The sequence below is a fragment of the Comamonas sediminis genome (assembly GCF_041107495.1).
GTDB classification, from domain to species: Bacteria; Pseudomonadota; Gammaproteobacteria; order Burkholderiales; family Burkholderiaceae_C; genus Comamonas; species Comamonas sediminis.
Genome location: NZ_JBGBDC010000001.1, coordinates 747,288 through 773,380, shown reverse-complemented (window position 1 = coordinate 773,380; position 26,093 = coordinate 747,288). Strand labels below are relative to the sequence as shown.

At 63.9% G+C, this 26,093-nt stretch carries 28 protein-coding genes and 1 pseudogene; 13 read left to right on the top strand and 16 right to left on the bottom strand.

What is annotated here, in order from left to right; all coding sequences use genetic code 11:
* Positions 1 to 21: 21 nt before the first annotated feature.
* Complete coding sequence (locus AB7A72_RS03435) at positions 22 to 1,242, top strand: ABC transporter substrate-binding protein (RefSeq protein ID WP_369459000.1); 1,221 nt, start codon at positions 22 to 24, stop codon at positions 1,240 to 1,242.
* Complete coding sequence (locus tag AB7A72_RS03430; RefSeq protein ID WP_313331109.1) at positions 1,239 to 2,018, top strand: ABC transporter permease; 780 nt, start codon at positions 1,239 to 1,241, stop codon at positions 2,016 to 2,018. Before AB7A72_RS03435 ends, AB7A72_RS03430 begins: the two co-directional genes overlap by 4 nt.
* A gap of 19 nt (positions 2,019 to 2,037) precedes the next feature.
* On the opposite strand, the gene AB7A72_RS23750 is transcribed toward AB7A72_RS03430, so the two are convergent.
* From AB7A72_RS23750 to AB7A72_RS03420, 3 genes and pseudogenes are all read right to left on the bottom strand, one after another.
* Positions 2,038 to 2,796: a sensor histidine kinase gene (locus tag AB7A72_RS23750; protein ID WP_407064949.1), complete on the bottom strand. Its 759-nt coding sequence runs from the start codon at positions 2,794 to 2,796 to the stop codon at positions 2,038 to 2,040.
* A 36-nt stretch (positions 2,797 to 2,832) separates the two neighbouring features.
* Positions 2,833 to 4,140, bottom strand: a pseudogene (locus AB7A72_RS23745) (sensor histidine kinase); the annotation flags it as partial.
* 168 nt (positions 4,141 to 4,308) lie between these two features.
* Positions 4,309 to 5,109 (bottom strand): response regulator transcription factor, encoded by an 801-nt coding sequence (locus AB7A72_RS03420; RefSeq protein WP_239811059.1) that lies wholly within the window; start codon positions 5,107 to 5,109, stop codon positions 4,309 to 4,311.
* A 124-nt stretch (positions 5,110 to 5,233) separates the two neighbouring features.
* Between AB7A72_RS03420 and AB7A72_RS03415 the strand changes: the two genes are divergently transcribed.
* The gene (locus AB7A72_RS03415; RefSeq protein WP_313331106.1) at positions 5,234 to 5,515 is read left to right on the top strand and encodes a hypothetical protein; all 282 of its coding nucleotides are present in this window, start codon (positions 5,234 to 5,236) and stop codon (positions 5,513 to 5,515) included.
* A gap of 331 nt (positions 5,516 to 5,846) precedes the next feature.
* On the opposite strand, the gene AB7A72_RS03410 is transcribed toward AB7A72_RS03415, so the two are convergent.
* The 4 genes from AB7A72_RS03410 to AB7A72_RS03395 form a co-directional block, all read right to left on the bottom strand.
* Positions 5,847 to 7,007: a low temperature requirement protein A gene (locus AB7A72_RS03410; RefSeq protein ID WP_239811060.1), complete on the bottom strand. Its 1,161-nt coding sequence runs from the start codon at positions 7,005 to 7,007 to the stop codon at positions 5,847 to 5,849.
* Between the two features lie 21 nt (positions 7,008 to 7,028).
* Positions 7,029 to 7,298 carry a hypothetical protein gene (locus tag AB7A72_RS03405; protein ID WP_312410495.1) on the bottom strand — a complete coding sequence of 90 codons (270 nt, stop codon included), beginning with the start codon at positions 7,296 to 7,298 and terminating at the stop codon, positions 7,029 to 7,031.
* 99 nt (positions 7,299 to 7,397) lie between these two features.
* Positions 7,398 to 8,174: an SDR family oxidoreductase gene (locus AB7A72_RS03400; protein ID WP_369458998.1), complete on the bottom strand. Its 777-nt coding sequence runs from the start codon at positions 8,172 to 8,174 to the stop codon at positions 7,398 to 7,400.
* Between the two features lie 240 nt (positions 8,175 to 8,414).
* Positions 8,415 to 9,338 (bottom strand): LysR family transcriptional regulator, encoded by a 924-nt coding sequence (locus AB7A72_RS03395; RefSeq protein ID WP_369458997.1) that lies wholly within the window; start codon positions 9,336 to 9,338, stop codon positions 8,415 to 8,417.
* Between the two features lie 65 nt (positions 9,339 to 9,403).
* On the opposite strand from AB7A72_RS03395, the gene AB7A72_RS03390 reads away from it, so the two are divergent.
* Complete coding sequence (locus AB7A72_RS03390; protein WP_369458996.1) at positions 9,404 to 10,021, top strand: LysE family translocator; 618 nt, start codon at positions 9,404 to 9,406, stop codon at positions 10,019 to 10,021.
* Positions 10,022 to 10,039: 18 nt separating this feature from the next.
* Here AB7A72_RS03390 and AB7A72_RS03385 read toward each other — a convergent pair whose 3' ends face one another.
* Together AB7A72_RS03385 and AB7A72_RS03380 are read right to left on the bottom strand one after the other, a co-directional pair.
* Positions 10,040 to 11,575, bottom strand: a complete 1,536-nt coding sequence (locus AB7A72_RS03385; protein WP_369458995.1) for an IPTL-CTERM sorting domain-containing protein — start codon at positions 11,573 to 11,575, stop codon at positions 10,040 to 10,042.
* A gap of 323 nt (positions 11,576 to 11,898) precedes the next feature.
* Positions 11,899 to 12,219: an FHA domain-containing protein gene (locus AB7A72_RS03380; protein WP_312529075.1), complete on the bottom strand. Its 321-nt coding sequence runs from the start codon at positions 12,217 to 12,219 to the stop codon at positions 11,899 to 11,901.
* Between the two features lie 461 nt (positions 12,220 to 12,680).
* Here AB7A72_RS03380 and AB7A72_RS03375 point away from each other — a divergent pair, with 461 nt between their 5' ends.
* Positions 12,681 to 12,854, top strand: coding sequence for a hypothetical protein (locus AB7A72_RS03375; protein WP_239811066.1), 174 nt, complete (start codon positions 12,681 to 12,683; stop codon positions 12,852 to 12,854).
* Between the two features lie 190 nt (positions 12,855 to 13,044).
* Here AB7A72_RS03375 and AB7A72_RS03370 read toward each other — a convergent pair whose 3' ends face one another.
* Genes AB7A72_RS03370 through AB7A72_RS03360 form a run of 3 tightly spaced genes read right to left on the bottom strand, consistent with a single transcriptional unit; the run spans position 13,045 to position 14,889 of the window.
* Complete coding sequence (locus AB7A72_RS03370) at positions 13,045 to 13,914, bottom strand: anti-sigma factor family protein (RefSeq protein WP_369458994.1); 870 nt, start codon at positions 13,912 to 13,914, stop codon at positions 13,045 to 13,047.
* A 2-nt stretch (positions 13,915 to 13,916) separates the two neighbouring features.
* The gene (locus AB7A72_RS03365; RefSeq protein ID WP_239811068.1) at positions 13,917 to 14,459 is read right to left on the bottom strand and encodes an RNA polymerase sigma factor; all 543 of its coding nucleotides are present in this window, start codon (positions 14,457 to 14,459) and stop codon (positions 13,917 to 13,919) included.
* A gap of 55 nt (positions 14,460 to 14,514) precedes the next feature.
* A complete protein-coding gene (locus tag AB7A72_RS03360) occupies positions 14,515 to 14,889 on the bottom strand; it encodes a COG4315 family predicted lipoprotein (RefSeq protein WP_369458993.1) in 375 nt (124 codons plus the stop codon).
* A gap of 249 nt (positions 14,890 to 15,138) precedes the next feature.
* On the opposite strand from AB7A72_RS03360, the gene AB7A72_RS03355 reads away from it, so the two are divergent.
* The 5 genes from AB7A72_RS03355 to greB all read left to right on the top strand — a co-directional run bounded on the left by AB7A72_RS03355 (position 15,139) and on the right by greB (position 19,217).
* Positions 15,139 to 15,330, top strand: a complete 192-nt coding sequence (locus AB7A72_RS03355; RefSeq protein ID WP_312529071.1) for a hypothetical protein — start codon at positions 15,139 to 15,141, stop codon at positions 15,328 to 15,330.
* A gap of 170 nt (positions 15,331 to 15,500) precedes the next feature.
* Positions 15,501 to 16,100 carry a TetR/AcrR family transcriptional regulator gene (locus AB7A72_RS03350; RefSeq protein WP_369458992.1) on the top strand — a complete coding sequence of 200 codons (600 nt, stop codon included), beginning with the start codon at positions 15,501 to 15,503 and terminating at the stop codon, positions 16,098 to 16,100.
* Positions 16,097 to 17,050: a Bug family tripartite tricarboxylate transporter substrate binding protein gene (locus AB7A72_RS03345; RefSeq protein ID WP_369458991.1), complete on the top strand. Its 954-nt coding sequence runs from the start codon at positions 16,097 to 16,099 to the stop codon at positions 17,048 to 17,050. The genes AB7A72_RS03350 and AB7A72_RS03345 overlap by 4 nt, the downstream gene beginning before the upstream one ends.
* On the top strand, positions 17,047 to 18,558 hold the full coding sequence (locus AB7A72_RS03340; RefSeq protein ID WP_369458990.1) for an amidase: 1,512 nt from the start codon (positions 17,047 to 17,049) through the stop codon (positions 18,556 to 18,558). Before AB7A72_RS03345 ends, AB7A72_RS03340 begins: the two co-directional genes overlap by 4 nt.
* A gap of 98 nt (positions 18,559 to 18,656) precedes the next feature.
* A complete protein-coding gene (greB, locus tag AB7A72_RS03335) occupies positions 18,657 to 19,217 on the top strand; it encodes a transcription elongation factor GreB (RefSeq protein ID WP_312529065.1) in 561 nt (186 codons plus the stop codon).
* Positions 19,218 to 19,298: 81 nt separating this feature from the next.
* Here the strand turns inward: greB and AB7A72_RS03330 are convergent, their stop codons facing one another.
* From AB7A72_RS03330 to AB7A72_RS03315, 4 genes are all read right to left on the bottom strand, one after another.
* The gene (locus tag AB7A72_RS03330; RefSeq protein WP_394680123.1) at positions 19,299 to 21,551 is read right to left on the bottom strand and encodes a RelA/SpoT family protein; all 2,253 of its coding nucleotides are present in this window, start codon (positions 21,549 to 21,551) and stop codon (positions 19,299 to 19,301) included.
* A gap of 91 nt (positions 21,552 to 21,642) precedes the next feature.
* A complete protein-coding gene (rpoZ, locus tag AB7A72_RS03325; RefSeq protein ID WP_239811075.1) occupies positions 21,643 to 21,846 on the bottom strand; it encodes a DNA-directed RNA polymerase subunit omega in 204 nt (67 codons plus the stop codon).
* Positions 21,846 to 22,484, bottom strand: coding sequence for a guanylate kinase (gmk, locus tag AB7A72_RS03320; RefSeq protein WP_239811076.1), 639 nt, complete (start codon positions 22,482 to 22,484; stop codon positions 21,846 to 21,848). Before gmk ends, rpoZ begins: the two co-directional genes overlap by 1 nt.
* Before the next feature lie 15 nt (positions 22,485 to 22,499).
* A complete protein-coding gene (locus AB7A72_RS03315) occupies positions 22,500 to 23,411 on the bottom strand; it encodes a YicC/YloC family endoribonuclease (protein WP_239811077.1) in 912 nt (303 codons plus the stop codon).
* Positions 23,412 to 23,483: 72 nt separating this feature from the next.
* Between AB7A72_RS03315 and AB7A72_RS03310 the strand changes: the two genes are divergently transcribed.
* From AB7A72_RS03310 to AB7A72_RS03300, 3 genes are all read left to right on the top strand, one after another.
* The gene (locus AB7A72_RS03310; RefSeq protein WP_239811078.1) at positions 23,484 to 24,476 is read left to right on the top strand and encodes a serine/threonine protein kinase; all 993 of its coding nucleotides are present in this window, start codon (positions 23,484 to 23,486) and stop codon (positions 24,474 to 24,476) included.
* A complete protein-coding gene (locus tag AB7A72_RS03305) occupies positions 24,473 to 25,312 on the top strand; it encodes a PP2C family protein-serine/threonine phosphatase (RefSeq protein ID WP_239811079.1) in 840 nt (279 codons plus the stop codon). The genes AB7A72_RS03310 and AB7A72_RS03305 overlap by 4 nt, the downstream gene beginning before the upstream one ends.
* Before the next feature lie 145 nt (positions 25,313 to 25,457).
* Positions 25,458 to 26,093, top strand: a complete 636-nt coding sequence (locus AB7A72_RS03300) for a non-canonical purine NTP pyrophosphatase (RefSeq protein WP_369458989.1) — start codon at positions 25,458 to 25,460, stop codon at positions 26,091 to 26,093.

Genomic DNA, 26,093 nt, shown 5'->3' with positions numbered 1-26,093 from the left:
TAACCCCGAAGAGAGAGAACCATGACCTACCAGCACATCTGCCCATCGAGCCATTGCGACTGCGGCATCAGCCGCCGCGACTGGCTGCGCATTGCCGCCATCAGCGGTGTGGCGGCCAGCCCCTTGCTGCGCGCGGGCGACGCGCTGGCGCAGAAGTTCAAGGGCGATGATGTACCCGTGCGCATTGGCTACCTGGCGATCACCGATGCCACCCCCTTCTTTGTGGCGCACAGCCGCAAGCTGTTTGAGGCCGAAGGCCTGCAGGCAGAAAAGCCCCGCCTGTTCCGCAGCTGGGCGCAGCTGATCGAGGCCTTTATTGCCGGCCAGGTGAACGTGGTGCATCTGCTCTCGCCCACCACCTTGTCGGTACGCTATGGCTCCAAGTTTGGTGCCAAGGTGGTGGCCTGGAACCATATGAGCGGCTCGGCCATCACGGTGGCGCCGCACATCAACAGCGTGGCCGATCTGGCCGGCACGACGTTTGCGATTCCGTTCTGGTACTCGATCCACAACATCCTGATCCAGCAGGTGCTGCGCAAGAACGGGCTCACGCCGGTCAGCAAGCCCAAGGGCACGGCACTGGGCGCCAAGGAGGTGAACCTGGTCATCGTGCCGCCCGCCGAGATGGTGGCGGCGCTGGCCGCCAAATCGGTCTCGGGCTTTATCGTCGCCGACCCGTTCAATGCCGTGGCCGAGACCATGGGCGTGGGCAAGGTGGCGCGCTTCCTGGGCGATATCTGGAAGGACCATGCCTGCTGCCTGGTGACCCTGTCCGAGCGCGACATTGCCGAGCGCCCCGAATGGGCGCAGCGCGTGACCACGGCCATCGTCAAGGCGCAGCTGTGGACGCGTGAGCATATGGGCGAGACGGCCGAGCTGATGTCCAAGGACGGCGCCAACAAATACACGCCGCACCCGCTGCCGGTGCTGCAAAAGGTGTTTGACCTGAAGGACTTCGAACAGTACCGCGCCAAGGGCGTGCTGCAGCACCCCGCGTGGAACCAGCGCCGCATCGACTTCCAGCCCTATCCGTTCCCCAGCTACACGCAGGAGCTGGTCAAGGCCATGCAGGGCACGTTGATGGAAGGCAATGTGGACTTCATCCGCGAGCTCGATCCGGCCTTTGCCGCCAGGGACCTGGTGGATGACCGCTTCGTCAAGCAGGCACTCAGCCAGGTGGGCGGGCTGAAAGCCTTTGGCCATGCGGAGGACTTCAGCCGCAAGGAAGTGATCGAAGCATGATGCACGGGGGACAACGCTGGGCGGCGCGCCTGGCCTGGCCGCTGCTGGGCATGGCCATCACCCTCGCGCTGTGGGCGCTGGCGGCCCGGCATATCTCCGATGTGGAGGCGATCCGTGCCGCCTTTGCGCCGCAGGCCGGGCTCAAGGCGCTGGTGCAGCTGCTGGGCAGTGGTGAGCTGTGGCCGCATATCCGCATGAGCCTGGAGCGGATGGCGATCGCGCTGGTCCTGGCCCTGGCCATTGGTGTGCCGCTGGGCCTGTGCCTGGGTCTGTCGCCGCTGTTTGCGCGCATCAGCGGGCCGACTTTTCAGTTTCTGCGCATGGTCTCGCCGCTGTCCTGGATGCCGCTGGCGGTGATGGCGCTGGGCGTGGGCGAGGCACCGGTGATCTTCTTGCTGGGCTTTGCCACGGTCTGGCCGATCATGCTGAACACCGCAGCCGGCGTGGCGGCGCTTGACCCGGCCTGGATGCGGCTGGCGCACAGCCTGTCGGCCACGCGCTGGGAGATTATTGCCCGGGTAGTGCTGCCCGGCTGCACCAGCCATATCCTGACCGGCTTTCGGCTGGCGGTGGGCATTGGCTGGATCGTGCTGGTGCCCGCCGAGATGCTGGGTGTCTCCAGCGGCATGGGCTATTTTGTGCTGGACACGCGCGACCGCCTGGCCTATGACGAGCTGATGGCCGGCATCGTCGTGATCGGCTGCCTGGGCTTTGTGCTGGACTGGCTGGCCCGCACCGTGAGCAGCCGCTGGACGCAGCGCGGCAAGCCGGGCTGAGTGCGGCCCGTTCGGCCTTTCAGCGGAGGGTACTGCTGGTGCCGCGCCTGCTTTGCAGCGCCAGCTTGTGAATGGCGGCAAAGTCGAACTGCTCCAGACGGTCCAGCAGCTGAGCGGTGAATTGCGCATGGACGCTGTGATCGGTGTGGCGGCTGATCCAGCCTTCGATATCGGTCAAGCGGCCATGCAAGGCCAGCTCGGCCAGTTCATCCAGCGCCGCATCGGCGGGGGTTGCGATGGCTGCCACCGGCGCCGCTGCAGTGCGGTGGCGCGGTGCCGGCGAGGCTGGCCGGCTGCCCGGCGTCTCCCCGGCACCTTCCATGACCGGTACCGACAGCGCGAACGAAAAGGTGGTGCCCTGGCCCGCCGCGCTGCTGACGTCCAGGCTGGCGCCCATGGCCATCAGAATGCGCTGCGAGATGAACAGGCCCAGGCCCGTGCTGCCGCCCTCGGTCTGGATTTGCTGGAAGGCGTCGAAGATATCGGGCTTCTGCGCCAGGTCGATGCCAATGCCGGTGTCGCTGACGGAGATATGCAGCTCACAGAATTCTCCGGCATGCCGGGCGTTGACCGACAGGGTCACAACGCCATCGCGGGTGAACTTGGCGGCATTGGAGACCAGGTTCAGCAGCACCTGCTGCAGCCGCTTGCCATCCATCGCCATGCGCCCGGGCAGGGTGCCGGTGATATGGCAGTGGAAGTGGTTGTGCTGCTGCGAGCACAGCGAGATGGCGTAGTCGGCGATATCGTCCAGCAGCGCCTGCAGATCGATGGGCACCGGCCGCACGGCCAGCGGCTGCAACTCGGACTTGGCATATTCGAGCAGCTCGTCGATCAGGTCGAGCTGGTATTTGACGCTGCGCTGGATGGTCTTGACCAGGCCCTGCTGCTTTTCCGGAGACTCGGTCAGCAGCATCTCGGAGTAGCCCTTGATGGTGGCCAGCGGCGCGCGCAGGTCATGGCCGATGTAGCCCAGTACCTCCACTTTCTGGCGCTCCTTGGTCTGGGCATCGCTCAGCGCCGTGCTCAGGTCGGCATTGAGTGCCGAGGTGACCATCGTGGCGTATTTCTCGTCCTGCCGGCGCACGACCATCTGGCCCAGAATATGGCAGGACAGCAGGATCAGCACGGTACCGACAGCGGCGATCAGCACGGCCGTCCACAGGTGCTGGTCACGCAGCTCTGCCAACGGCTCCAGCGACGCCAAGGTCAGCAGCTGGTACTGCCGGTTGTTCAGCGGCTGGCGCTTCATCACATACGGTATGCCGTCGATCAGCCACTGGTCGGCCACGCCATGGGCTTTGACAGCGCGGATATCCATCGCATCGCCCAGTTCTTCGCCATCTTCATCGTCCGGCGGATGCAGCAGACCAGGCGGCAGCAAGGCCGCCACATTGCGCAGCATGAAGGGCTCGGATGCGCTGGTGGTCACGCGCCCCTGGCGGTTGACGATCAAGGCGGTATGTCTGCCGGTCAGGTAGTGCGCCATATCGGGGGCATCGAACTTGACGGTGACGGAGCCCTGCACGACATCCTGGGCGTCTTCAATGCGGCTGGCCACAAAGTACGAAGGGGTCTTGTTGATGCGTGCAATGCCGAAGGAGTGGCCGCTGCCGTCGCGCAAGGCCGTGTTCAGGTAGATGCGCCCTGCGTAGATCATGCCGACGATGCTGTCGGGCGCGGCCCAGTTGCTGGCCGTGATGGTGTCGTCGGACAGGTTGTTCTGGTAGATGCGTGCATAGCGCAGGTCCGCCGCCAGCGCATCCATGAAGTCGCCCACCTTGCGCACCAACGGATCGGCGGTGAACTGCGCTGCGCGCTGCTGGCGTGTCAGCGCGTCCAGACCGGGCGGGTCCTCGCGGTAACGGGAGGCCAGCTGGATCACCTGGCTCTGGTTGGCGACCATGTTGGCCACGCTCACCATCTGGGTAAAGAGCCGGTCGACCACGCGGGCCGTGGTCTCGGCTTCATAGGCCGCGCTCGCAGCCTGGCTCTGTATCCATTGCGAAACCAGACGTTGCGATAGCCACCATCCCAGCGCAGCGACCACGCACCACCAGAGCAGCACGAGCGCGAAGGTCGCTCTGCGCACCTGGGGGAGCATCTCTTTTCCCCGCTTCATCGCAATCGCATGTGGGCTGGCTGTACGGCGGTCGGTATACGGGGGTTGCGGGCCTTGTTCCGGTTGATCCATTCGTTGTTCTTCAGTCGCCCAAGGGGCCGCAGGGTGCAGGAGGTTACAGGCGGGCCGCCAGAGGGCAGCCCGCAGACCGAGGCAGAAGACCCGGTGTCAGTGGAACTTGGAGGCCACCAGGTTCTGCAGGACTTCAGGGTTGGCCTGGCATTCGGCGCGCAGCTGCGTCGGGGATTTCTGCCAGAACTTCTTGAACTCGGTGGAGAAGTTGGCCGAGTTCAGGTAGCCCACTTCAAGGGCCACATCGGCGATGCTCAACGTGCTTTGTGCCAGCATCAGCGCCGCCCGGCGCATGCGCTCCTGCCGGATGAATTCAAAGGCCGACAGGCCATCACAGGCCTCGAACACCATGTTCAGGCGTCTGATGGACAGCCCCAGGCTGGCCGCCACGTCGGAGCTTTTCAACGCCGGATCCTGGATATGGCTGAGGATGAATTCCGTGGCCACCTGCTTGAGGGTCAGGTTGGCCGGAGATTGGCCCGGGGGGAGTGCCAGTGGCGCAGCCTGGCCCGGCTGTGCAGCCGGGGCGCCCTGCAGCACGGCGGGCTTTGACAGCGTCAGATGGATGCGGATCCGCTCCTGGATCTCTTCGACGAAAAAGGGCTTGGTGATGTAGTCCACGCCGCCGGCGCGCAGCCCGGACAGCCGGTCGTCCTGGTCAACGAGTGCCGACAGGAAGATGATCGGAATATGCTGGGTCGCCGGGTTGGTCTTGAGCAGGCGCGCGATCGTGATGCCGTTGCGCCCCGGCATGCGCACGTCCAGCAAAATCAGATCGGGCAGCAGCACCGCTGCCCGTGCATAGCCCTGGTCTCCATTGAGTGCCACGCTGACCCGGTAGGCGCTATTGCGCAGTGCAGCGACCAGCAAACGCAACTGGTCGGGATCATCGTCCACGATCAATATATGTGGAGATTGAATATCACCGTGACTCATAGTTTTTGGAAGCCTTTAATCACCTGTTTTCGTTGTGAATTGTCACACATGGCGGTGCCAGCTTTTAATTTGTTGCGCTGCATCAATGTCAATTTACGTGAGCTTGGTATCCACCTGCTTGCAGCTGCAACGGGGCACTGCTAGCCGCTGCATCGGCGCGGCGGAAAGCCGCCTCATCCGCGCGTTGCCAGCAGATCGGACATGGCGCGAAACCCGCATGCCCTTTGGGTTTGATGACTTGCACCGCCACGCCATTCCGGTATCGCTGCGCGCCGGGGATGGCGCAAAAGCGGCCGTTTCGGCGGTGCGCGAGCGTCAGACAAATGCCGCCTGCGGCAGTGAAAACCGGACTGAAATGGCTGTGTAAAGCTTTAGGACGTATTTGTTATGAAGACATTCCTTTGGTAATGATAAAAATTCAAAAGATTTATAGAAATACCAAATAACGGAGCTGATTGCGCAGGTCTATGGCCCGGGTTCGGACAGCGAACAAATGACGCTTTGGTCACTGCAGCGGCGAACGGCCGCATCTCCCGAAAGGTCGCCACTGATCGATGGTGTTCAAGGCACTGCCGGCGGCTAACAGCGTCTGGACATGGGATGGGCGGCAGGTCTCCGACATCAGCCAGCGCCGCAGCTGGGACACCGCCAGGTTTTTGCCGGCCCATCGGCTGGTGCATACGGCTTGCGCTGCAAGGCTAGGCGTCGTAGGTATCCCAGAATGCGATTCCCAGGATCAGCGCCGTGGTCAGCCAGCCCAGCACCAGCAGATTGAAGAACTCGCTCAGCGGCACCAGCGCCAGCAGCAGCAGGGCGCCGATCCAGTGCGACGCGGGCAGGCTGCCGTAGACCACCCTCTTATAGATGGCGCTGCCCAGCAGATAGATCGCAGGTCCGGCCAGCAGGATCGCAATCTGCGGAACAGCCGCCTGTGCATGGGGATGCGCCAATACCAGGTCATTGCCGACGGCCGTGGCGATGACGCCCGCGATCAGGATGGCATGCACGTAGTGGAAATAGGCGCCGATGCGGCCCGGGTCTTCGGCATGGGTGATGGCCGCGGTCGCGTCCTTGCTGGAGGTGCCGAAGTACAGCCACCACATCGCCAAGGTGCCGATAAAGGTGGCGGCCAGCGCCATCAGCACCTCCCAGCTCCAGATCCCGGTGTCGGCCAACGTGGCGCCGCTGGCCAGCAGGGTCTCGCCCAGCGCCACGATGACGAACAGCTGGCAGCGCTCGGCCAGATGGCCGCCTTCGATGGTCCAGTCTTGCGTGTGGCTGCGGCCCAGGCCTGGCAGCGCAAAGCCAAACATCGGCGACACGTACTCGCAGAGCACCGCGAGCAGCCACAGCAGCAGCCGCGTATCAGGCGCGGCCAGGGCGCCGGCTATCCAGAACACCGCAGAAATGCAGACCCAGCCGAGCATGCGGCGGTAGTTCAGCGCCAGCGGATCACCTGCGGGCAGCTGGCGCCAGATGAAAGCCGTGCGCCCCACCTGCATGGCGGCATAGGCCAGTGCAAAGACAGGTCCCCGCTCGCCAAAGGCCTCGGGAATGCTGGAAGCCATCAGCAGGCCCAGCAGCATTGTGCAAAACAGCATGCCTCGGATCTGGAAGGTTTCCGGGTCGAACCAGTTCGTCACCCAGCAGGTGTACTGCCAGCCCAGCCATACGGCAAACCACAGGACCAGGGTCTGCGCCACTCCGTTGAACGTCAGATGGTGCAGCAGCTGGTGGCTCAGCTGGGTCACGGCGAACACGTAGACCAGGTCGAAAAACAGTTCCTCATAGGTCACCCGCGCGTGGTGACCGTCGCGCTGGCGCAGCAATCCTTGGGCGAAGGCGGGTGTGATGGGCATGGAATTCCTTTGATCAGCGTGTCAGCTGGGTGCAAAGATGCGGGTCACAAAGACTGCCAGCAGCACGGGCACCATCAGCACGATGAGCAGGATCAGCGCCTCATCGCGCACGCTGTACCCGGCCTGGGTGACGCCCACCCACATATTGGTGCAGGCCAAGACTAGCCATACCGGCATGAACAGCTTGGCCGCCACGACCATGCCAACAGCACTGGCCGACCACAGCCAGCCAAACAGCACAAACACCCCGAGCAGCAACAGGCCGCCACTGGTCACCATCAGTACATGCATATCGAGACTTTCAAACGTTGGAAGAAAGGGGACCCCGCGTGCACGGCAACGTGCGGATTACCGCCGGGGAGGCGCGGTCGCCCCCACGGCAGCCCTGTCTTACTTGGTCGTATAGCCGCCGTTGATCAGAATCGTCTGCCCGGTGATCCACCAGCCGTCGGTGACCAGGTGGCGGATGAAGGGGACGACATCCTCGATGTCGGTCAGGCCGGTCTTGCTGAAGCCCGACAGCGCGGCAGCGGTCTTGTGGTAGGCCACGGCGTCGGCCCCTTCGGCGGGGTAGAAGAAGGCGGTGTCCATCGGACCGGGACCCACCGCAGTGACCGAGATGCCGCGCGCGCCAAACTCCTTGGCCGCAGCACGGGTGTAGTGCTCCACCGGCGCCTTGGTGCCGGCATAGGAGGAGTAGAACGGGGTAAAGGCCCCCAGCAGCGAGGTGACCAGCGTGACGATCTTGCCGTTGTCGTTGAGGTGCAGGCCCGCTTCCTTCAAAAAGAAGAATGCCGCCTTGCTGTTGGCATTGGACATCTCGTCGAATTCCGCCTCGGAGATTTCGACCATCGGCTTTTTGAGCACCTTGCCGACCGTGTTAATGGCGATATCGGGGCGGCCCAGCGCTGTCACCGTATCGGCAAACAGCTTTTGCACGGCCTCTGCGCTGCTCAGATTGCCTTGCAGTGCAACCGCCTTGGCGCCCAGCTTTTCGACGGCGGCCACGGTGGCCAGCGCCTCGTCACGGCTGGCTGCGCTGTTGTAGTGGATGGCAACCGCTTTCGCACCCTGGCCTGCCAGGTCGCGCGCGATCAGGCCTCCCAGGTTCTTTCCGCCGCCGGCAATCAATACAACCTTGTCTTGGACGGTGTGGGCTTTGCGCATGGTTCATCTCCAAAAAGTGATGTGGATCAGTGGTATCACAGTGGAGATTTTTATTGTCTTATTCAATCAATCGAATTTGCTAAACCGATAAAATTTTTGCTAACTGGACGGAAAGCCATTGTTTTTTTGCATTCGACGCCTGCTGGTGCGGTTGGCGCCAGTCATTCCCATCTGTGGGCGGGCTCTTCGGCTACGCCGCCAGGGGGCCGCCGCGCTGGCTGGCGGACCATGCCGGCCAGGCTAGGCCGCCGCGCGCAGCCAGGTCAGCAAATCAGCCTGCACGCTGCCCGGCGTCCATGGCTGCGGTGACAGCAGGCAGTACCGGGATCCGTCGTCCACAAAGCCCATCGGGGCGACGAGCAGGCCGTTGGCGATGTCGTCCTGCACCAGATGCCAGGGACCGATGGCCACCCCCAGGCCCGCAACGGCGGCTTGCAGGCTGAAATAGAAATGCTCGAAGCTTTGCCCGCTTGCGGGGGGCAGCGGCTGTCCCGAAGCCTGTGCCCAATCCTGCCATGCGCCGGACCGGGTGTGCGTATGCAGTGGCGGTGCCTGGGCATGAAGGCGGGGGCTGCCCTTGCCGGTGCGGAACCATGCCGCTTGCCGGTCGGGGCGGCAGACCGGGCCTGTGCGTTCTGCAAACAGGGGCTCGGCATGGCAGCCTGCGGGCCAGGCAAAGTCGTCGCGGCGAATTGCCAGATCGATGCCACTGGCAAAGGAGAAAGGGCCACCGCCAGCCACCAGGTGCAGCTCCAGCCCCGGGTGGCGGGCCTGGAAATCCGGCCAGCGCGGGATCAGCCAGCGCATCAGCAGCGTGGGCTCGCAGGACAGCACCCAGCGCTGGTGCTGGCGCGCGCGGGCACGCAGCTCGGCCACGGCATCGCGCATCAGGTCCAGCCCCTGGCTGACGGCATGGGCCAGCATGCGCCCGTCGGCGGTGAGGTAGACGCGGCGGCTGCGCCGCTCGAACAGCGCCAGGCCCAGGTCCTCTTCCAGCAGGCGCACGGCCCGGCTGACGGCGCCATGGGTCACATGCAGCTCATCGGCAGCGCGGCTGAAGTTCTCCAGCCGGGCGGCCGCTTCAAAGCAGCGCAGCGCCAGCAGCGACGGCAGGCGGCGTTGCTGGGTATGTGAGCCAGACTCACCAAACTTGTCAGAAATCATCGTTTTTCATCACGCGCCATTGCAGGCACCATGCGGCCTGTTTTTTGATTTTTACAGGATATGCGATGACCGAACTGTTAGCTGTTATCACCATCACCTTGCTCGCGGTGATCAGCCCGGGGCCGGATTTTGCGATGGTGTCACGCAACAGCCTGCTGCTGTCGCGCCGCGCAGGCGTGCTGACAGCCGTGGGCATCGGGCTGGGCGTGCTGGTCCATGTGGGCTACACCTTGCTGGGCCTGGGGCTGCTGATCCAGCAGTCGTTGTGGTTGTTCCATGCGATCAAGCTTGCCGGGGCCGCCTATCTGGTCTATCTCGGTGTCAAGATGCTGCGCACCCGGCCTTCGCACGGGGTGCCCGAGGCCGCAAGTGCGCCGTTGTCCGATGGGGCGGCTTTGCGTACCGGTTTTCTGACCAATGCGTTGAACCCCAAGACCACGGTCTTCATCGTGAGCCTGTTTTTGCAGGTGGTGCGGCCCGGCACGCCGCTGTCGCTGCAACTGGGCTATGGCGCGTTCATCTCGGCCGCACATGTCGCCTGGTTCAGCCTGGTGGCACTGTGCTTTTCTGCCGGTGCGGTGCGCAGCCGCCTGCTGGCGGCGCGCCACTGGATCGACCGCGCGTTTGGCGGCTTGCTGGTGGGATTTGGGGTGCTGCTGGCGCTCTCGGGCGGCACCCGTTGAGCGCCGCGCACCGCGCCATCACTGCGCGCTGGACCGGCGGCTCTGGCGTATTCCCAGCAGGCCCAGCAGCACGGCCAGCAGCGAGAGGGCATACGCCCCGGTCGCCGGCACAGGGGTGGGCATTGCCGGCTGGGCATTGGGCTGTGCCGCCGACACGCGCACCGTGGCCGTCGCGCAGATAGCCTGGTTGGGCGCTGCGAGACAAATGTTGTACTGGTAGCTCACGGGGCTGGCCAGTCCGCCTGCGGGCGGTACATAGGTGCAAATGCCCGACGCGCAACTGACCGTGCCCGCAGCCGGGGGCGTGACGACGGTGACGGTGGCCGGGTCCACCGCCCCACCGCTGCTGGTGTCATTGCTGGCCACGGGCGTGGTAGCGCTGGCGGTGTTCGTGCCCAGGGTCACCACATCGTCCACCGCCGTGATGGTGGGTGGCACCAGCGACAGCTCAGCCGCATTGTTGGTGCTGATGGGGTCCGTGGGGCTGCCTGCTTCCGGTTGCGCAGTCACCGTATGCGTGCTTGCGGTGGTGACACCCGGGCCGGTCCAGGTTACGGTGTAAAGCGCGGTTTCGCCGGAGTTCAACGCTTGGACCACCGCGCTGATGGGGCCATTGCCCGAGGGTGTGGCGCAGGGCGAGCCCGATGGCTGCAACGTGCATGACCAGGTCGCCGAGGCCCCGTTTGCCGTCGCCGGCAAGGGGTCGGATACGACGGCCCGGGTCGCGTCGGGGCCATGGTTGTAGACGTTGAAACTGTAGCTGTAGTGGTTCTGGGTGCCAGCGGGCGCGGCCGTGATGGCGCTGGCGCCCACGATGATTTCTGCCAGGGTCTGGCGGCTCATCGTGAACAAGGTGTCATCCCAGGATGCCTTGCCATCGGTGTTGGCGGCCGTGCGGTACAGGTAGAAGCGCAACGCATAGGCCGACCCCGGCTGCAGGGTGATACCGGGGCCCGGGCCGTCGGGGGCACGGACAAATTGAAAGTCGTCTCCCGCTACCGTGCTGACATCGTCGGTCTGCTGCAGCAGCGCGCTGACGGCATTGCCGTCACCATCGACGAGGTAGGCGGCGTAGCCGAAGGCGCGAGGATGCGTATTGCCGTTGAGGTTCCAGCGTTTGGCCGTGAAGGCCCCATTCACATAGAACAGCGCAGCCGATGGGCTGGTGTCCGCATACCGCATGGTGCCGGTCACAAAGGGAAACTCTATGTACTGCTGGGCGAGCTTGGCGCCGTCGGCCGTATCCGTGGTCAGGCCGGAGATCACCTGGAAATCGGGGTAGGTGGGGTCCGGGCTGGCGCTCAGACCGGTGCCAAAGCGCTGTGGGCCGGTGCTGGACAGAAACACCACGTCATGTGTCGGGCCTGATACGGGCCCCGCCCCTGTGCTGGCTTCACCGGAGCCCGGATACCAGTCCTGGGTCAGGGTTCCCGGTGGGCGATTGCTCATCCAGCCTGCCACCAACCCGTCCACGCCCAGGTAGCTGCTCGGGGCGTTGACATACGACTGCGCCAGGGTGGGCCCGGCTGCGCCCGCCAGCAGCAAGGCGCCCATGCACCCGCGAAAGTAACCCTGTCCCACACCCCAAGCTGCATGCATTGTTGGACCCATTTCCATCAGGATTCGGCCCTAGGCCGGGGTCGAATCCCCGCCGGAACCGCGTTAACAGAAACCACTTATGTGGCTAAACGTAATAATTATCGCCAGGCCCACCCGGTTCAAACCGGCGCTTAAAAGTTTTCATCCATCTGTCGCAGAAATAAAACGGGGCGCCGCTGGCTCGCGGACCTCCGGACAGAGGCCATCCTCCCGTGCCCATTGAATAAAGCGGCGCTGTGACGGCGTAAAGGCTGCGGGCAAACAGGCGGCGGAAGCCATCATGCGGTGGCCGTGGATGGCGCGGCCGAGCCTTTCTGGATATAGATCTCGATAGGCCCGACAGTGACGCGATCTCCTGCGTACAGCACCTGGCGCTTGACCCGCACGCCGTTGACGAAGATGCCGTTGGTGCTGTCATGGTCCTCGACCATCAGCAATCCGATGTAGTAGGTGAAGGCACCATGGTCCCGGCTGACTCCCTGGTGCTGCAGCCGCAGCCCGCAACCGGCACCCCGCCCGATCTGGGTGCGGCCCTTGCCGAGCTGCAGCAGGCTGGACGCTGAGGTCCTCGACGACCGAAGCTGAATAACCGGCTGCATGGTGCACCTCCTCTCCCCAAAGACTCCCCCCGGGAACGGGGCGAAACGGCATCTGGATAGAAGAATTCTCTATGAATTTATTCAAGTAGATTGTCAGCAATTTCTAATCGGAATACAGGCAAAAAATGCCGGAGGCGCTGCGCGAGCCCACGCGGCCTATGCAGGGATGGCCTGCGGACCCAGACGTGCGCCACACGTCGCAACAAGTCGATTTTGGAGGCGATGAACGGGACACCGTACCGCCGGGCACGCTCCTTGCCGGGGTTGGGCGGCTGCAGCCGCATGGCGGCAGCGACGCGGTTTGAGATGGGCGGTACGCAGAGCAGGGCGGCTGGTTTGCAATTAATTACAACCAAGCGCGCCTCGATAGCGGGGGACTTCTTGACTTTGCGCAACCAAGGCTTACATTCTTAAATCATTGACTGAATCGATGAATAAGTCCTTTGTGAAAGGAGTTGGGTATGCAAAACCAGCCCTCATTTCCGATGCTGACCATGCCGACGCGGCCGCTGGTGGCCCATCGCGGCGAGAAAGCGAAGCGCTATGTGCCTTCGGTCTCCACCGACATCAGCAAGACTTTCGAGAAGTACCGCCGGCTGGCGGCGATGCAGCACCCCAAGCCGTTGGGTGGTTGATTCGGTTTCATGCCGGGCGCATGTGGCTCACTCCCAGTCCCACAGACCTCTTGCATGCGCCGCCCACGCGGGCAACGGCTTTATTACAACGGTTGCTGCGCCGCGTGGCGCAGCAGCGTGACGCGGCCCGGCCCACCTGGCGCAGTCCGGGCGCGGCCCTGACCGCGCTGGAGGTTCTGCGGCGCCTGGGTCAATCCTGCTGCAAATGCTGGTAGACCGCTTGTGACACGCGCATCAGCTCGGTCCGGTCTGCCTCTGCCGCAATGGCGTAACCCAGGTGGTTCTCCACCCAGTAGAAGACATTGACCGGCCCCTCCTGGCCAAACCTGAACTGTGCGTCGTTCTGCAGCGCCACTTCGCGCGTCACATACAGCGTCAGGCGCAGACCTGACCCACTCTCGTACATGAACTGCGCGACCGGACCGCTGCCGCCGGGCAGCAGACGGCCACCCATCAGGTGGTAGCCCAGCGCCTGAAGCGCAGGAGGGCGTACGTTCGCGCCGGTGCGCTTGGTCAGCCAGGTCACCAGCGCCTGCTCTTGCTCGGCCCCGATTTCCACCGGCCGCCGCATATCCGGGCTGTAGACGCCATGGGCAATCGCGGCGCGCTGGGCAAAGCCGCTCAAGGCCGTGCCGCTGGCCGGCAGCAGCTGGGACTGGGCGGATTCCGGGGTGGGGGCTGCGGGCCGGCCAGCGATGGCGAGCTGGATGGCCTTGGCATCGACGGCGCCCCGGACCGACCAGGCAGCGCCAGCACTGATGACCGCCACCAGCAAGCCGGCGGCCAGGCTGCGCCAGGGCATTGCGCTGTGCGCAGCGCGCAAGGGCAGGCCCATCGGCAAGGGCTCGTCCATCACGGGTGCCAGCATGTCGCGCAGCCGCGCATTCTGCTGCTGCCAATCCTCCACACGGGCGCGTTCTTCCGGGTGCTCGTGCAGGTAGTGCTCGACCTGAAGGCGGCGTGCGCTGGGCAATTGCCGGTCCACATAGGCATGCAGATCGGCTTCGGTCACCGGCGGTAGGGGACTGGCGTCCAGGGCTTGAAGAGGGTTCTTGTCCATGGTCACTTCACCCGTTGGATTCTTTGCGCTGCATGGCTGACTTTGTCCTGCTCCTTGCTCTGGCCCTGGCTGGCCATCTCGTCGCGTAGCCGGGCGCGTGCCCGCGAGAGCCGCGACATCACCGTGCCCAGCGGCACGCCGGTGATCTGTGCCACTTCCTGGTAGCTCATCTCCTCGACACTGATGAGCAGCAGCACTTCGCGCTGCTCGGGCGGCAGGCGCTGCAGCAGGCGATCCAGGTCACGCACTTCCAGCGCATCGGCCTGCTGGGGCCGCTGGGGCAGCTCGGGCAGGTCGTCGCCCGCGCTGTCCTCGGGCCGGCTGCGCTGGGCGCGCAGGCGGTCGATGAAATGGTTGTGCATGATGCCGAACATCCAGGCGCGCACCTCATTGCGCTTTTGCCACATGGAAAAGCGCGACCAGGCGCGCTCCAATGTGTCCTGCACCAGGTCGTCGGCCCGGTCGGGGTCCGAGACCAGCCCGCGCGCATAGCGCCGCAGGCTGGGGATGCAGGCCACAATCTCCGCTTCGTCCTGTGCTCGCATAAGGGGCTGCAGTTCGGGTCAGGGGGTGAGGAGGGGAATCAGCAGGAGCCGGCGCTTACTTGACGACGTGCCAGACGTCCTTGAAGTTGTCGCCGGTGGCGTCGCCTGCCTTCTTGTCCGCAGTATAGGTATAGAGCGGCTTGCCCTTGTACGCCCACTGGAGGCTGCCGTCATCGCGGGTGATGATGCTGTAGTCGCCTTCCGGCTTGGCACTGGCCGCTGCCGCCACTGCGGGCCACAGCGCGATGCAGGGGCCGTTGCACATGCTCTTGTTGCTGCCGGCAACGTCCTTGTCGAAGGTGTAGAGCGTCATGCCGCTGGCATTGACCAGCAGGCCATTGGCCATCCTGGACACCGGCTCGGCCTGTGCGATAGGCGCCAGCAGTGCAGCCAAAGACAGGGCGACCAGGGAGACTGGGAGGTTTTTCATCGCAAAGATCTTTCAAGTGGGGGTGGAAGAACACTGCTATGGACGAATGGCAGTGCCGCTTTATTCCCGCCCCTTGAAAATTCTTCGCGCGCTCTGCAGGCGCTGAGGGGCAGTGCCCGCCCATGCAGCGCTGGATGGCTGCCAATGTGGTGCGCAATCTTTCTTTGATACTGTATATTTATACAGTTTAAAGACCAGCCATGGCCTGCGCCGTGCGCGCTGGCATCCGATAAGAAGAGAGGAGTTTGCATGATTGAACTGGCACATGACAACCTGAGCGATGCCGGAGGGGACGGTGGTGCAGCACTGCCGCAGCTGGCTGCCGCCTCGGTGTTCCGGCAACTGGCGCACAAGCATGGCTTGCTGGCGCCTGGCGAAGAGGCGAGCCCGCAGATGCAGGCGTTTCTGGCGGAACTGGCCTTGCTCACCGATCTTTTCTGAGCGCTGTGCAGCGATGCTGCCCGCATCGCTTGTGCGGCCGGCGCAGTGAAGCGGGGACACCCGCGCGAGCTTGCAAGCGCCCGATGCACGGTGGGAAGCTGCACGCCTAGGCCAAACCCGGATTTCTCCGAAATTACATTACACACATAATGTATTTCAGGAGACCTGTTGTGCCGAACCTGCACCAAATCAAAAGCGAACAGACGCGTGAGCGCCTGATGGATGCTGCAGTCGATGTGATGCAGGCCAAAGGCATTGCCAGCCTGTCGATGCATGAGGTGGCCCGCATGGCGGGGATGACCACCGGGGCGGTGCAGCACCACTTCTCGTCGAAGGCCGAGCTGATGCTGCAGATCATCCGGCGGCTGGTGCAGAAGATCGATACCGACGACAGCTTCTGGCCATCGCCGCGCTGGTCCATGCGGCGGCGTGCCGACCATTTTGTGCACGAGGCCTGGCACCGGCTCTATGGCCAGCCGCGCTTTGCGGTGGCCTGGGAGGCTTATCTGGCCGTGCGTGCTGACGAGGACATCGTCGCCCATATCCGCGCCGAGCGCGCCCTCATCAATGAGCAGCTGCAGCAGCGCCTGTGCGGTAGCTTTCCTGAATGGGCAGCGGCGCCCGATGGCGCAGCGCGCTGCCAGCTGGTGCTGTCCTGCCTGCGCGGCCTGGGTGTCGTCGCGCCGTTTTCCAGCCCGGCTGCGATTGACCAGCAACTGCAGCAGCTGTCCCTGCTACTTCAATCATTTTCCAGCGAGGTGTCCCCTTGATCAGAGCGTCCCTTCTTGCCTGCGGCCTGTCAGCCTGGGCACTCGGTGCTGCCGCACAAAGCCCCCTGCAGGTGATTGCGCAGCAGCCGCCAGGCAGCGGCTCGGACGCCATGACGCGCGCCTGGGCCGAATGCGCCGGGCGGCTGATGGGGCGCCCGGTGGTGGTACAGAACAAGCCTGGTGCCAACGGCATCCTGGCCATCAACTACCTCAAGGGCCAGGCGGCCGATGGCTCGTTTGCGATGACGATCGGCATGTCGCAGATGACGATCACCCCTTATGTGCACACGCAGATGCCCTATGACCCGCTGAAGGATTTTGCCGGTGTGGCGATGATTGGCTCGTCGCCGCTGGTGCTGGTGGTGCCGGCGGGGGCGGGCATCAGCAAGCTGGCTGATCTGGAAAAGGTGGCCCGGTCCCAGGCCGGCGGGCTCAACTTTGGCTCGCCCGGCAAGGGCAGCCCCGCGCATCTGCTGACCACCGCACTGACCGATGCGATGCACTGGCCCGCCACCCATGTGCCCTTTGTCGGCGAGAGCGCAGGCCTGACGGCGCTGATGGGCCAACAGATCCAGGCGATGACCTTGGTGCTGAACACGGCAGCGCCCCAGGTCAAGGCCGGCAAGCTGGTACCGCTGGCGGTGTTTGCCAGCCAGCGCTCGGCCGTATTGCCCGAGGTGCCGACGATCGCCGAGGCCGGTGGGCCGGCCGTGCTGGCGCGGCCGTCCTGGATTGCGGTGGTGGCCAAGAAGGGCACGCCGCCAGAGGTGATCAAGACCTTGAACGACGCCACCAACCAGTGCTACAGCGACCCGGTCTATGCCAACAGCATGGACAAGATGGGCGTGACCCTGATGCGCAGCCAGCCTGCCGATGTGCTGGGCTTTGCCGAGCGCGACATCGCCGTCTGGAAGCCTTTGATCGACAAACTGGGATTGGCAACGCAATGAGTTTGGTAGAACACAGCGCCGTTGAGCTGCGCAGCCTGATCCAGAGCCGGCAGATCTCGCCGGTCGAACTGCTAGATGATTGCATCGCCCGCATGCAGGCCATCAACCCGGCGGTGAATGCGCTCTGCGCGACCGATTTCGAGCGGGCCCGCAGCGCTGCCGAGCTGGCAGAAGCGCAGGTGGGGCGGCGCAGCCAGCTGCCGCTGCTCCATGGCCTGCCGTTGGGTGTGAAGGACTTGCAGGCCACCGAAGGGCTGCTGACCACCAGCGGCAATGTGCGGCTGCGCGGCCATGTGCCCGTCAAAGACAATGCCTTCGTGGCCCGGCTGCGTGCCCAGGGCGCGATCGTGACGGCCAAGACCAATACGCCGGACATGGGCGCCGGTGCCAACAGCCGCAACCCGGTCTGGGGCGCTACCGGCAACCCCTTCAACCCGGATCTGAATGCCGGTGGCTCATCGGGCGGCTCGGCCGCAGCGCTGGCGACCGGCATGTTTCCGCTCTGCACCGGCTCGGACACCGGCGGCTCACTGCGCATTCCGGCGGCGCTCTGTGGCGTGGTCGGCCTGCGCCCGTCGCCGGGCCTGATTGCCAATGATGACCGCCCGCTGGGATGGTCGGCGATCTCGGTGCTCGGCCCCATGGGCCGGGATGTGGCCGATACCGCGCTGATGATGCAGGCCAGCATGGGCCCGCACCCGATGGATCCGCTGAGCATGGGCGTGCGCCATGCACCCGTCTGGCCTGTGCCCGAGATGGACCTGCGCGGCCTGCGCGTGGCCTACACCGAGGACTTTGGCACCTGCGCGGTCGACCCGTTGGTGCGCCGCGCCTTTCGCCAGCGGGTGCAGGCCTTGGCCAGCGAGGTGGCCTGCATGGACGCCTTGCCCTGGAACCTGGAAGAGGCGCACCGCTGCTTTGACATCATCCGCGCCGAGAGCTTTGTCGCCGCGTTTGCCGATACCTACCGAACGGCCCCCGAAACCCTGGGCCCCAATGTGCTGGCCAATGTGGAGATGGCCGCTAGCATCAGCCTGGGCGACCGGGCCTGGGCACACCTGGCGCAGACCCGCATCCAGCGTTTGTTCCAGCGCACGTTTGAGCAATACGACCTGGTGCTGGCGCCGGTGACGCCGCTGTCGCCCTTCCCCTGGACGCAGCTCTATGCGCAGGAGGTGGATGGCCACACCCAGCGCAACTACTACGAATGGCTGAGCCTGACCTATGTGGTGACCCTGGCGACCAACCCGGCGCTGTCGTTGCCCTGCGGCCGTGACGAGGCGGGCATGCCTTTTGGCCTGCAGATGATCGGCCCGCTGCACCAGGACGGCCGCCTGCTGGCGATGGCCGCTGCGGTCGAGAAGCTGGGCCTGCACAACACCGGCTTTGCCCGCCCTTGCCCCGACCTGGCTGCGTTGGCCCAGCCCCGGCCCGCGCTGCGCAGCATCGTCACCCACCCGCCAGAGCTGGGTGGCGCCGCGCAGGCCCCTGTGGTCCAGGCCGTGTAAGCACGGAAGTCTTTCCGCTGAAGGCAAGCCTGCCATGGGGATGGCAGGCTTTTTTCTTTCTGGCAGGGAGCCTCGTCAATCTTTGTTTAAATAGCGGCATGAACAAGGCCTTTACCAAAGAGACGGACAACGACGACGATGACGATCTGCCGCAACTGCCGACAATCGCTGGCGGCAAGAACTACATCACGCCCGGGGGCTACCGCGCGCTGGAGCAGGAGCTGCTGCAGCTGATCGATGATGAACGGCCCAAGGTGGTGGAGGTGGTGCACTGGGCCGCCAGCAATGGCGACCGCTCGGAAAATGGTGACTACCTGTATGGCAAGAAGCGCCTGCGCGAGATTGACCGGCGCATCCGCTTTCTGACCAAGCGCATGGAAGCGGCCGAGGTGGTGGACCCGGGCGTGCACCATGGCAGCGACCAGGTGTACTTCGGAGCGACGGTGCATTACTGCGACGAGCAAGGCAGCGAGGAGTCGATCACCATCATGGGCATTGACGAGGCCGACGCCAGCCGGGGCCAGGTCAGCTGGGTGGCGCCCATTGCGCGCGCGCTGCTCAAGGCCCGCATTGGCGACGAGGTGCAGTTGCCCACGCCAGGCGGTGTGCGGGTGCTAGAAGTGCTGGATGTGCAGTACCCGGAACCGGGGACTTCCTGAAAGAGCGGAGCCCCAAAACTACAGCGCGCCATCAAGGCGCGCTGTTGTGGCGAGAGCGTCCCGAACGTTGCCGGGCCTCCATCAGGCGGCCGGCAGCACCCGGTGTGCCCGCAGCACATACGGCAGCTTGACCAGCTGGCGCAGCAGCAGCTCCACCTGCGCGCGGTCCCTGACGGTCAGCACAAAGCGCAGCGCCATCGTGTCCATCGCCACTTCGTCGTCCATCGTGATGTGGGTGATGTCCGAGCCCATTGCCGCGATCTCTGCCGCAATCTTGCCCAGCACTCCCTTGCCATTGTTGATCGTGACCACGACGCCGGTATCGAACTCGCTGGCCGGTTCATCGGCCCACTCCACATCGACAAAATGCTCGGCATCCTTGGCCAGCAGGCGCTTGCAGACGGCGCATTGCGCGTTGTGCACCACGAGGCCGGCATTGCGGTCGAGGTGGGCGGCAATCGGGTCTCCCGGCACCGGGCGGCAGCATTTGGCGTACTTGACCGCAGCATTGGGCGAGCCGTCGAGCACCAGGGCAGTCGTGGTCGTGCTGGTGCCGGTTTTGAAACGCTCCTGGCTCAGCAGCACCGCATCGGGGCGCTGGCCTTGCTCGGCCAGCAGGTCCACCACCTGCTTGGCGGCAAACACCGCAATGCGCTTGCCTTGGCCGATGTCGTTGAACAACTCGACCTTGTTGCGTGCCTCCAGGCGCGTCAGCAGACGTTCCCAGACGGCCTTGTCCTCGGGAAGCTGGGGGATGCCTTCGGCGCGCAGCGCTTGCAGCAGCAGGCGCTCGCCCAGCGCAGCGGTTTCATTCTGGCCCTGGGTCTTGAGGTAATAGCGGATCTTGGATTTGGCCCGGCCGGTGCGCACGATGGACAGCCACGAAGGGTGGGGCGCTGCATCGGGCGAGGTCGATACCTCCACCACATCGCCGCTCTTGAGCACCGTGCTCAGCGGCACCTGTTCGTTGTTGATGCGTGCGCCCTGTGTGCGCTCGCCGACATTGCTGTGGATGGCGTAGGCGAAGTCCAGCACGGTCGCGCCCCGGGGCAGGGTGAGCATCTGGTTCTTCGGCGTGAACACATAGACCGAGTCGGGGAACAGGTCCACCCGCACGTTGTCCCAGAACTCATGGGCGTCGCGGGTCTCGTCCTGGATGTCGAGCAGCGATTGCACCCATTTGTTGCCCGGCTGCTCGCCATTGGGCATGGCCCGCGCCTGGATCATCCAGTGGGTGAGCACGCCGTATTCGTCGACCAGGTTCATGTCCTCGGTGCGGATCTGGAAATCCATGCTCACGCCCGAGGGGCCGACCAGGGTGGTGTGCAGCGACTGGTAGCCGTTCGATTTGGGGTTGGCGATGTAGTCGCGGAATTTGGAAGGCACCGGGCGGAAGACCTGGTGCAGCACGCCCAGCGCGGTATAGCAGTCGATGAGGTTGGGCACGATGACGCGCACCGCGTAGGAGTCGGTCACCTGTGCGAACGACAGGCGCTTGCCATCCATCTTCTTGTAGATGGCGTAAAGCGTTTTTTCCTGGTTGCCCAGGCGAATCTTGATACCGGACTTGGCAAAGGCCGAATCGACCTCGGCATGGATCTTCTGGACCACATCCTTGCGCCGGTTGCGCGAGCGGCCCTGCGCCTTGACCAGGGTGTCATGGCGCCAGGGGTAGAGGTGCTTGAAGGCCAGGTCCTGCAGCTCGCGGTAGACCCGGTTGATGCCCAGGCGGTTGGCGATCGGCACATGGATTTCCATGGTCTCGGTCGAGATGCGGCCCCACTTGCTGCGCGGCATGTCGGACATCGTGCGCATGTTGTGCGTGCGGTCGGCGAGCTTGACGAGAATGACGCGCACATCGCGCGCCATCGCCAGCAGCATCTTGCGGAATGATTCGGCCTGGTTCTCTTCGCGCGAGTTGAACTGGAGCTTGTCCAGCTTGGTCAGGCCATCGACCAGCTCGGCCACCGTGTCGCCAAACTGGCGGGCAATGTCATCGCGGGTGACGCCGCAGTCTTCCATCGCGTCATGCATCAGCGCCGCCATCAGCGCCTGGGCGTCGAGCTTCCAGCTCGCGCAGATTTCCGCCACCGCAATCGGGTGGGTGATGTAGGGATCACCGCTGCTGCGGAACTGGCCGGTATGGGCCTGGGCGGCAAACTCGAATGCTTCCTCGACCAGGGCCAGGTCGGCCTCACCGAGGTAGTCGAGCTTCTCCAAAAATTCGGCGTAGGCACTCACCACGACCGGATACGACATGGCAGGCTTGGCTGCGGCGGTAGCGATGACGCCAGAGACTTGGGCAGGTGCGGAGGGGATGGTCACGGACTTCACGCCTTAACTGTAGCGTGCGATGACAAATTTGTGTGAATACCAAGAAAAATGGCACCGACATTCGGTGCCATTTGGCGCAAGGTGCAGGGGCTTAGCCCGGAACCTTCTTCAGCATTTCCAGGCCCACCTTGCCGGCGGCAATTTCGCGCAGCGCGGTGACGGCTGGCTTGTTCCGGCTTTCAATCTTGGGGGTGTGGCCCTGGCTCAGCATGCGCGCACGGTAGGTAGCGGCCAGAACCAGTTGGAAGCGGTTGGGGACTTTATCGAGGCAGTCTTCTACGGTGATGCGGGCCATCAGGAGTTCTCCAGGGTAACAGGGATGTCGAGTGACGAGAAAATTTCGCTGCGAACGCGCTTTTGGGCCGAATAGCGCAAGCGTTGTGAATGTACAACGGCCTTCAAATCGAACAGCGCGCGTTCGAACAATTCATTAATTATAACGAAGTCGAATTTGTGGACCTGGGCCATCTCCTCTTTGGCGTTCGTGAGGCGCTTTTCGATGACATCGGAGGCATCCTCGCCGCGGTTCTCGAGCCGCGAGCGCAGCTCTTCCCAGCTGGGCGGCAGGATGAAGATCAACACGGCATGGGGAAAGCTTTGCTTGATCTGCAAAGCGCCCTGGTAGTCGATCTCCAGCACGATATCGGTGCCCTTGGCCAGGCGCTCTTCGATCGCCTTCTTGGAGGTGCCGTACAAATTGCCATGCACATTGGCCCACTCGACAAACGCGTTGGAGGCAATCATCCGCTCGAAATCGTCGCGTGAGGCGAAGTAGTACTCGCGGCCGTGCTTTTCCTGGCCGCGCGGCGAGCGCGTGGTGTGGGAGATGGAGCGAAAGACCTGGGAGTCGAGCTCCAGCAGGGCCTTGACGAGGGACGACTTGCCTGCACCGCTGGGGGCAGAGACGACAAAGAGGTTTCCGGGGTATTCCATGGGAGTTCTGGCTTCTTATTCGATGTTTTGCACTTGTTCGCGCATCTGCTCGATCAGCACCTTCATGTCGACGCTGATGCGGGTCAGGTCCAGCGCTGCAGATTTGGAGCCCAAGGTGTTGGCCTCGCGGTGCAGCTCCTGGATCAGGAAGTCGAGGCGCTTGCCGATATCACCACCCTTGGTCAGCAGACGGCTGATCTCTTCCAGGTGCGAGCGCAGGCGTGTCACTTCTTCTGCGACATCGATGCGGATCGCAAAAGACGTGGCCTCGGTCAGCGCACGATCCTGGGCCGCTTCGGGTGAGACGCTGCCGGCGCTCAGCGCCATCGCTTCTTGCCAGCGCTCCAAAAAGCGCTGCTTTTGCTGCTTGACCAGTTCGGGAATCAGCGGCTCGGCCTGGTCGGCCAGCTGGCGCAGCTGCTTGATGCGGTCTTGGAGCATGTCGGCGAGCCGCTTGCCTTCGCGCTGGCGGGCGTCGAGCAGGGTCTTGAGGGCTTGCTGGCACAGCGCGGCCACGTTCTCAGCCCAGTTCTCGGGCAACTCGATGCTGCCGCTGCCGCTCAGGCGTAGCACTTCTGCGACAGAGAAGGGCTGGGCTGCCGGCATCCAGGCCTTGACGGTGTCCTGGAAGCTGCCCAGCTGCTGCAGCAGGCGGGGCGATGCGACCGGCACGCTGGACGCGTGTTCACTGTTGATCAGTACCCGCACTTCCACCTTGCCACGCTTCAGACTATTATCTACCAGAGAGCGTAACTGAGGTTCGCAGCTTCTGAGGTCTTCCGGAAGCTTAAAAGATAAATCGAGAAAACGGCTGTTAACCGAGCGAATTTCCAGTCCGACGCGCCAGAGGGAGGGAGCATTGTTGTCACCGTCAGGTGGGATGCTTTGCTGAACAGAGGCATAGCCTGTCATGCTGTAAACTGGCATAGGACTGTATGAGGTTGCTTGCAATCGCGCTCATTATCAGGCTTCTCATATACCTGCGTTGTTCATCAAACTATGTCAAAAGTAAAGCCAGCGCCGCTGCCAGCCAATACCGTCATCGGTGGCTACCGTATCGTGCGGCGCATATCGGCAGGGGGGTTCGGGGTGGTCTATCTGGCGCTGGCGCCCGATGGCCAGCAGGTCGCCATCAAGGAGTATTTGCCGTCCAGCCTGGCCACCCGTGCGCCGGGTTCGCTGTCTCCGAGCATCGAGCCCGACAAGCTGTCTCTGTACCGATTGGGTCTCAAGAGTTTCTTTGAAGAGGGCCGCGCGCTCGCCCAGATCTCGCACTCCTCGGTCGTCAGTGTCTACAACTTCTTCCGCGAGAACGACACCGTCTACATGGTGATGAACTACCTGCAAGGGGCCACCTTGCAGGATTTCGTCGTGACCGCCCGCGATCTGAAGGAAGCCAAGGTCTTCCGCGAGTCCACGATCCGCTCGCTGTTCGACGAGGTGCTGCGCGGTCTGCGCATCGTGCACCAGCACAAGATGCTGCACCTCGATATCAAACCGGCCAACATCTTCATCACCGACGACAACAAGGCGGTGATGATCGATTTTGGCGCGGCCCGCGAAGTGCTGAGCAAGGAAGGCAACTTTGTCCGTCCGATGTACACGCCCGGCTTTGCCGCCCCCGAGATGTACCGCCGTGACATGGCGCTGGGCCCCTGGACCGATATCTATGCGATTGGCGCCTGCATCTATGCCTGCATGCAGGGCATTCCGCCCAACGACGCACCCAAGCGCCAGGAAAAGGACCGCCTGAGCCTGGCCATGTCCAAGGTGCGCGGCGTTTACTCGGACAACCTGATCGAACTGGTGGAGTGGTGCATGGCACTGGATCCCCAGGCCCGGCCTCAGTCGGTGTTCCTGTTGCAAAAAGAGCTGGCGCGCGAAGATGAGCGCCGCTATACCAAACTGACTGTCTCCGAGAAGGTTCGTATGTCGATTGATTCGCTGGTCAGCGATACCAAAAAGCGCGTGGGCGGAGGCCAAACCAAATGAAGTTCTCGGTCTTCCAGCTCAGCCGCAAGGGCGGGCGGGAAAAAAACGAAGACAGGATGGGGTATAGCTATACCAAGGAAGCCTGTCTGTTTGTCGTGGCCGATGGCATGGGAGGGCATCCGGAAGGGGAAGTGGCCGCGCAACTGGCGTTGCAGACCGTGTCGCTCGATTTTCAGCGTCTGGCGCGCCCCAAGCTGGAGGACCCGGCCGAATTCCTCGAGAATGCACTGCTGTCGGCGCACCACAATATCCTGAAATACGCGATCGCCAACCAGATGGAAGACCCGCCCCGCACCACGTTGGTGGCCTCGGTGGTGCAGGATGGCAATATCTGGTGGGTGCATTGTGGCGACTCGCGCCTGTACCTGGTGCGCAGTGGCAAGGTGCTGGCGCGCACCCGTGACCATTCCTACATGGAGTTGCGTGGTTCCGGGGTGACCAGCATCAACCCCGACCGCTTCAACCGCAATGTGCTGTTCACCTGCCTGGGCAGCCCTTCGCGCCCGTTCTTTGATGTGGCCGGTCCCACCGAGATGCACCGCAGCGACCGCATCATGCTGTGCTCCGACGGGCTGTGGAGCAGCGTCTCCGAGACGGTGATTGCGCGTGAGCTGGCCAACAAGTCGGTCTCCCGCGCCATCCCCGACCTGATCGATGCGGCCTTGCGCAAGGCCGGTGCCACCAGCGACAACGTCACGGCAGTGGCGATGGAGTGGGAAATGCCCGGTGCCGAGCGCTTCGAGTCGGACGAGCCGGTGAGTGACACCTTGCCGCCACCGCTCGAGCCCGATGCCGGTGGCAAGGCCGAGCCTCGGCCGGATGCGCCCGCCGCATAAGCCCGGCATGCACTGCGTTTTGTCGCTCCGCCGATAATTCAGCCTGTCCTGCATGGCGGCGCAAGGCCGCCATGCCTGTTTTTACTTTTCTCCAAAAAGCAGCGGGCTGTGCAGGTGAGCCTGCCGCGGCCGCTGGTGTCGATCCATGAAAATCGTTCTCGCTTCCAACAACCCGGGCAAACTCGCCGAACTGCAGGCCATGTTCGAGCCGCTGGGCGTCACCCTGGTCCCCCAGGGCGATTTGATGCAGGGCGAAGCGCCCGAGCCTTATGGCACCTTTCTGGAAAATGGGTTGACCAAGGCCCGCTTTGCGTCCGAGCACACCGGCCTGCCCGCCATTGCCGATGATGCCGGTCTGTGCGTGGCGGCCTTCGGCGGTCTGCCGGGGGTGGATACCGCCTACTACTGCACCCAGTTCGGTTACGAGAAAAGCGATGCCAACAATGTGCGCGCGCTGCTGGAACAGATGCAGGGCGTGACCGACCGCCGTGCGGCCATGGTCAGCACCTTGGTGGCGGTGCGCCACCCCAAGGATCCGGAGCCGCTGGTCGCGGTGGGCCGGGTGGCTGCCGAGATCACCACCGCGCCGCTGGGCGAGGGCGGCTTCGGCTTCGACCCGGTGCTGCTGATCCCCGAGCTGGGCATGACCTTTGGGCAAATGGCCACCGAGGTCAAGCATGCGCACAGCCACCGTGGCCGCTCGTCGCGCCAGATGATGGCACTGCTGCGCGACAGCTGGTTGGCCGGCACGCCGCTGGTGGCGGCGGCGCCCAAGGACTGA

Coding starts and splice junctions, on each gene's coding strand:
- AB7A72_RS03435 (WP_369459000.1), top strand. CDS start 22: ATGACCTACCAGCACATCTGCCCATCGAGCCATTGCGACTGCGGCATC.
- AB7A72_RS03430 (WP_313331109.1), top strand. CDS start 1,239: ATGATGCACGGGGGACAACGCTGGGCGGCGCGCCTGGCCTGGCCGCTG.
- AB7A72_RS03415 (WP_313331106.1), top strand. CDS start 5,234: ATGTCAATTTACGTGAGCTTGGTATCCACCTGCTTGCAGCTGCAACGG.
- AB7A72_RS03410 (WP_239811060.1), bottom strand. CDS start 7,007: ATGCCCATCACACCCGCCTTCGCCCAAGGATTGCTGCGCCAGCGCGAC.
- AB7A72_RS03405 (WP_312410495.1), bottom strand. CDS start 7,298: ATGCATGTACTGATGGTGACCAGTGGCGGCCTGTTGCTGCTCGGGGTG.
- AB7A72_RS03400 (WP_369458998.1), bottom strand. CDS start 8,174: ATGCGCAAAGCCCACACCGTCCAAGACAAGGTTGTATTGATTGCCGGC.
- AB7A72_RS03395 (WP_369458997.1), bottom strand. CDS start 9,338: ATGATTTCTGACAAGTTTGGTGAGTCTGGCTCACATACCCAGCAACGC.
- AB7A72_RS03390 (WP_369458996.1), top strand. CDS start 9,404: ATGACCGAACTGTTAGCTGTTATCACCATCACCTTGCTCGCGGTGATC.
- AB7A72_RS03385 (WP_369458995.1), bottom strand. CDS start 11,575: ATGGGCGCCTTGCTGCTGGCGGGCGCAGCCGGGCCCACCCTGGCGCAG.
- AB7A72_RS03380 (WP_312529075.1), bottom strand. CDS start 12,219: ATGCAGCCGGTTATTCAGCTTCGGTCGTCGAGGACCTCAGCGTCCAGC.
- AB7A72_RS03375 (WP_239811066.1), top strand. CDS start 12,681: ATGCAAAACCAGCCCTCATTTCCGATGCTGACCATGCCGACGCGGCCG.
- AB7A72_RS03370 (WP_369458994.1), bottom strand. CDS start 13,914: ATGGACAAGAACCCTCTTCAAGCCCTGGACGCCAGTCCCCTACCGCCG.
- AB7A72_RS03365 (WP_239811068.1), bottom strand. CDS start 14,459: ATGCGAGCACAGGACGAAGCGGAGATTGTGGCCTGCATCCCCAGCCTG.
- AB7A72_RS03360 (WP_369458993.1), bottom strand. CDS start 14,889: ATGAAAAACCTCCCAGTCTCCCTGGTCGCCCTGTCTTTGGCTGCACTG.
- AB7A72_RS03355 (WP_312529071.1), top strand. CDS start 15,139: ATGATTGAACTGGCACATGACAACCTGAGCGATGCCGGAGGGGACGGT.
- AB7A72_RS03340 (WP_369458990.1), top strand. CDS start 17,047: ATGAGTTTGGTAGAACACAGCGCCGTTGAGCTGCGCAGCCTGATCCAG.
- greB (WP_312529065.1), top strand. CDS start 18,657: ATGAACAAGGCCTTTACCAAAGAGACGGACAACGACGACGATGACGAT.
- rpoZ (WP_239811075.1), bottom strand. CDS start 21,846: ATGGCCCGCATCACCGTAGAAGACTGCCTCGATAAAGTCCCCAACCGC.
- gmk (WP_239811076.1), bottom strand. CDS start 22,484: ATGGAATACCCCGGAAACCTCTTTGTCGTCTCTGCCCCCAGCGGTGCA.
- AB7A72_RS03315 (WP_239811077.1), bottom strand. CDS start 23,411: ATGCCAGTTTACAGCATGACAGGCTATGCCTCTGTTCAGCAAAGCATC.
- AB7A72_RS03310 (WP_239811078.1), top strand. CDS start 23,484: ATGTCAAAAGTAAAGCCAGCGCCGCTGCCAGCCAATACCGTCATCGGT.
- AB7A72_RS03305 (WP_239811079.1), top strand. CDS start 24,473: ATGAAGTTCTCGGTCTTCCAGCTCAGCCGCAAGGGCGGGCGGGAAAAA.
- AB7A72_RS03300 (WP_369458989.1), top strand. CDS start 25,458: ATGAAAATCGTTCTCGCTTCCAACAACCCGGGCAAACTCGCCGAACTG.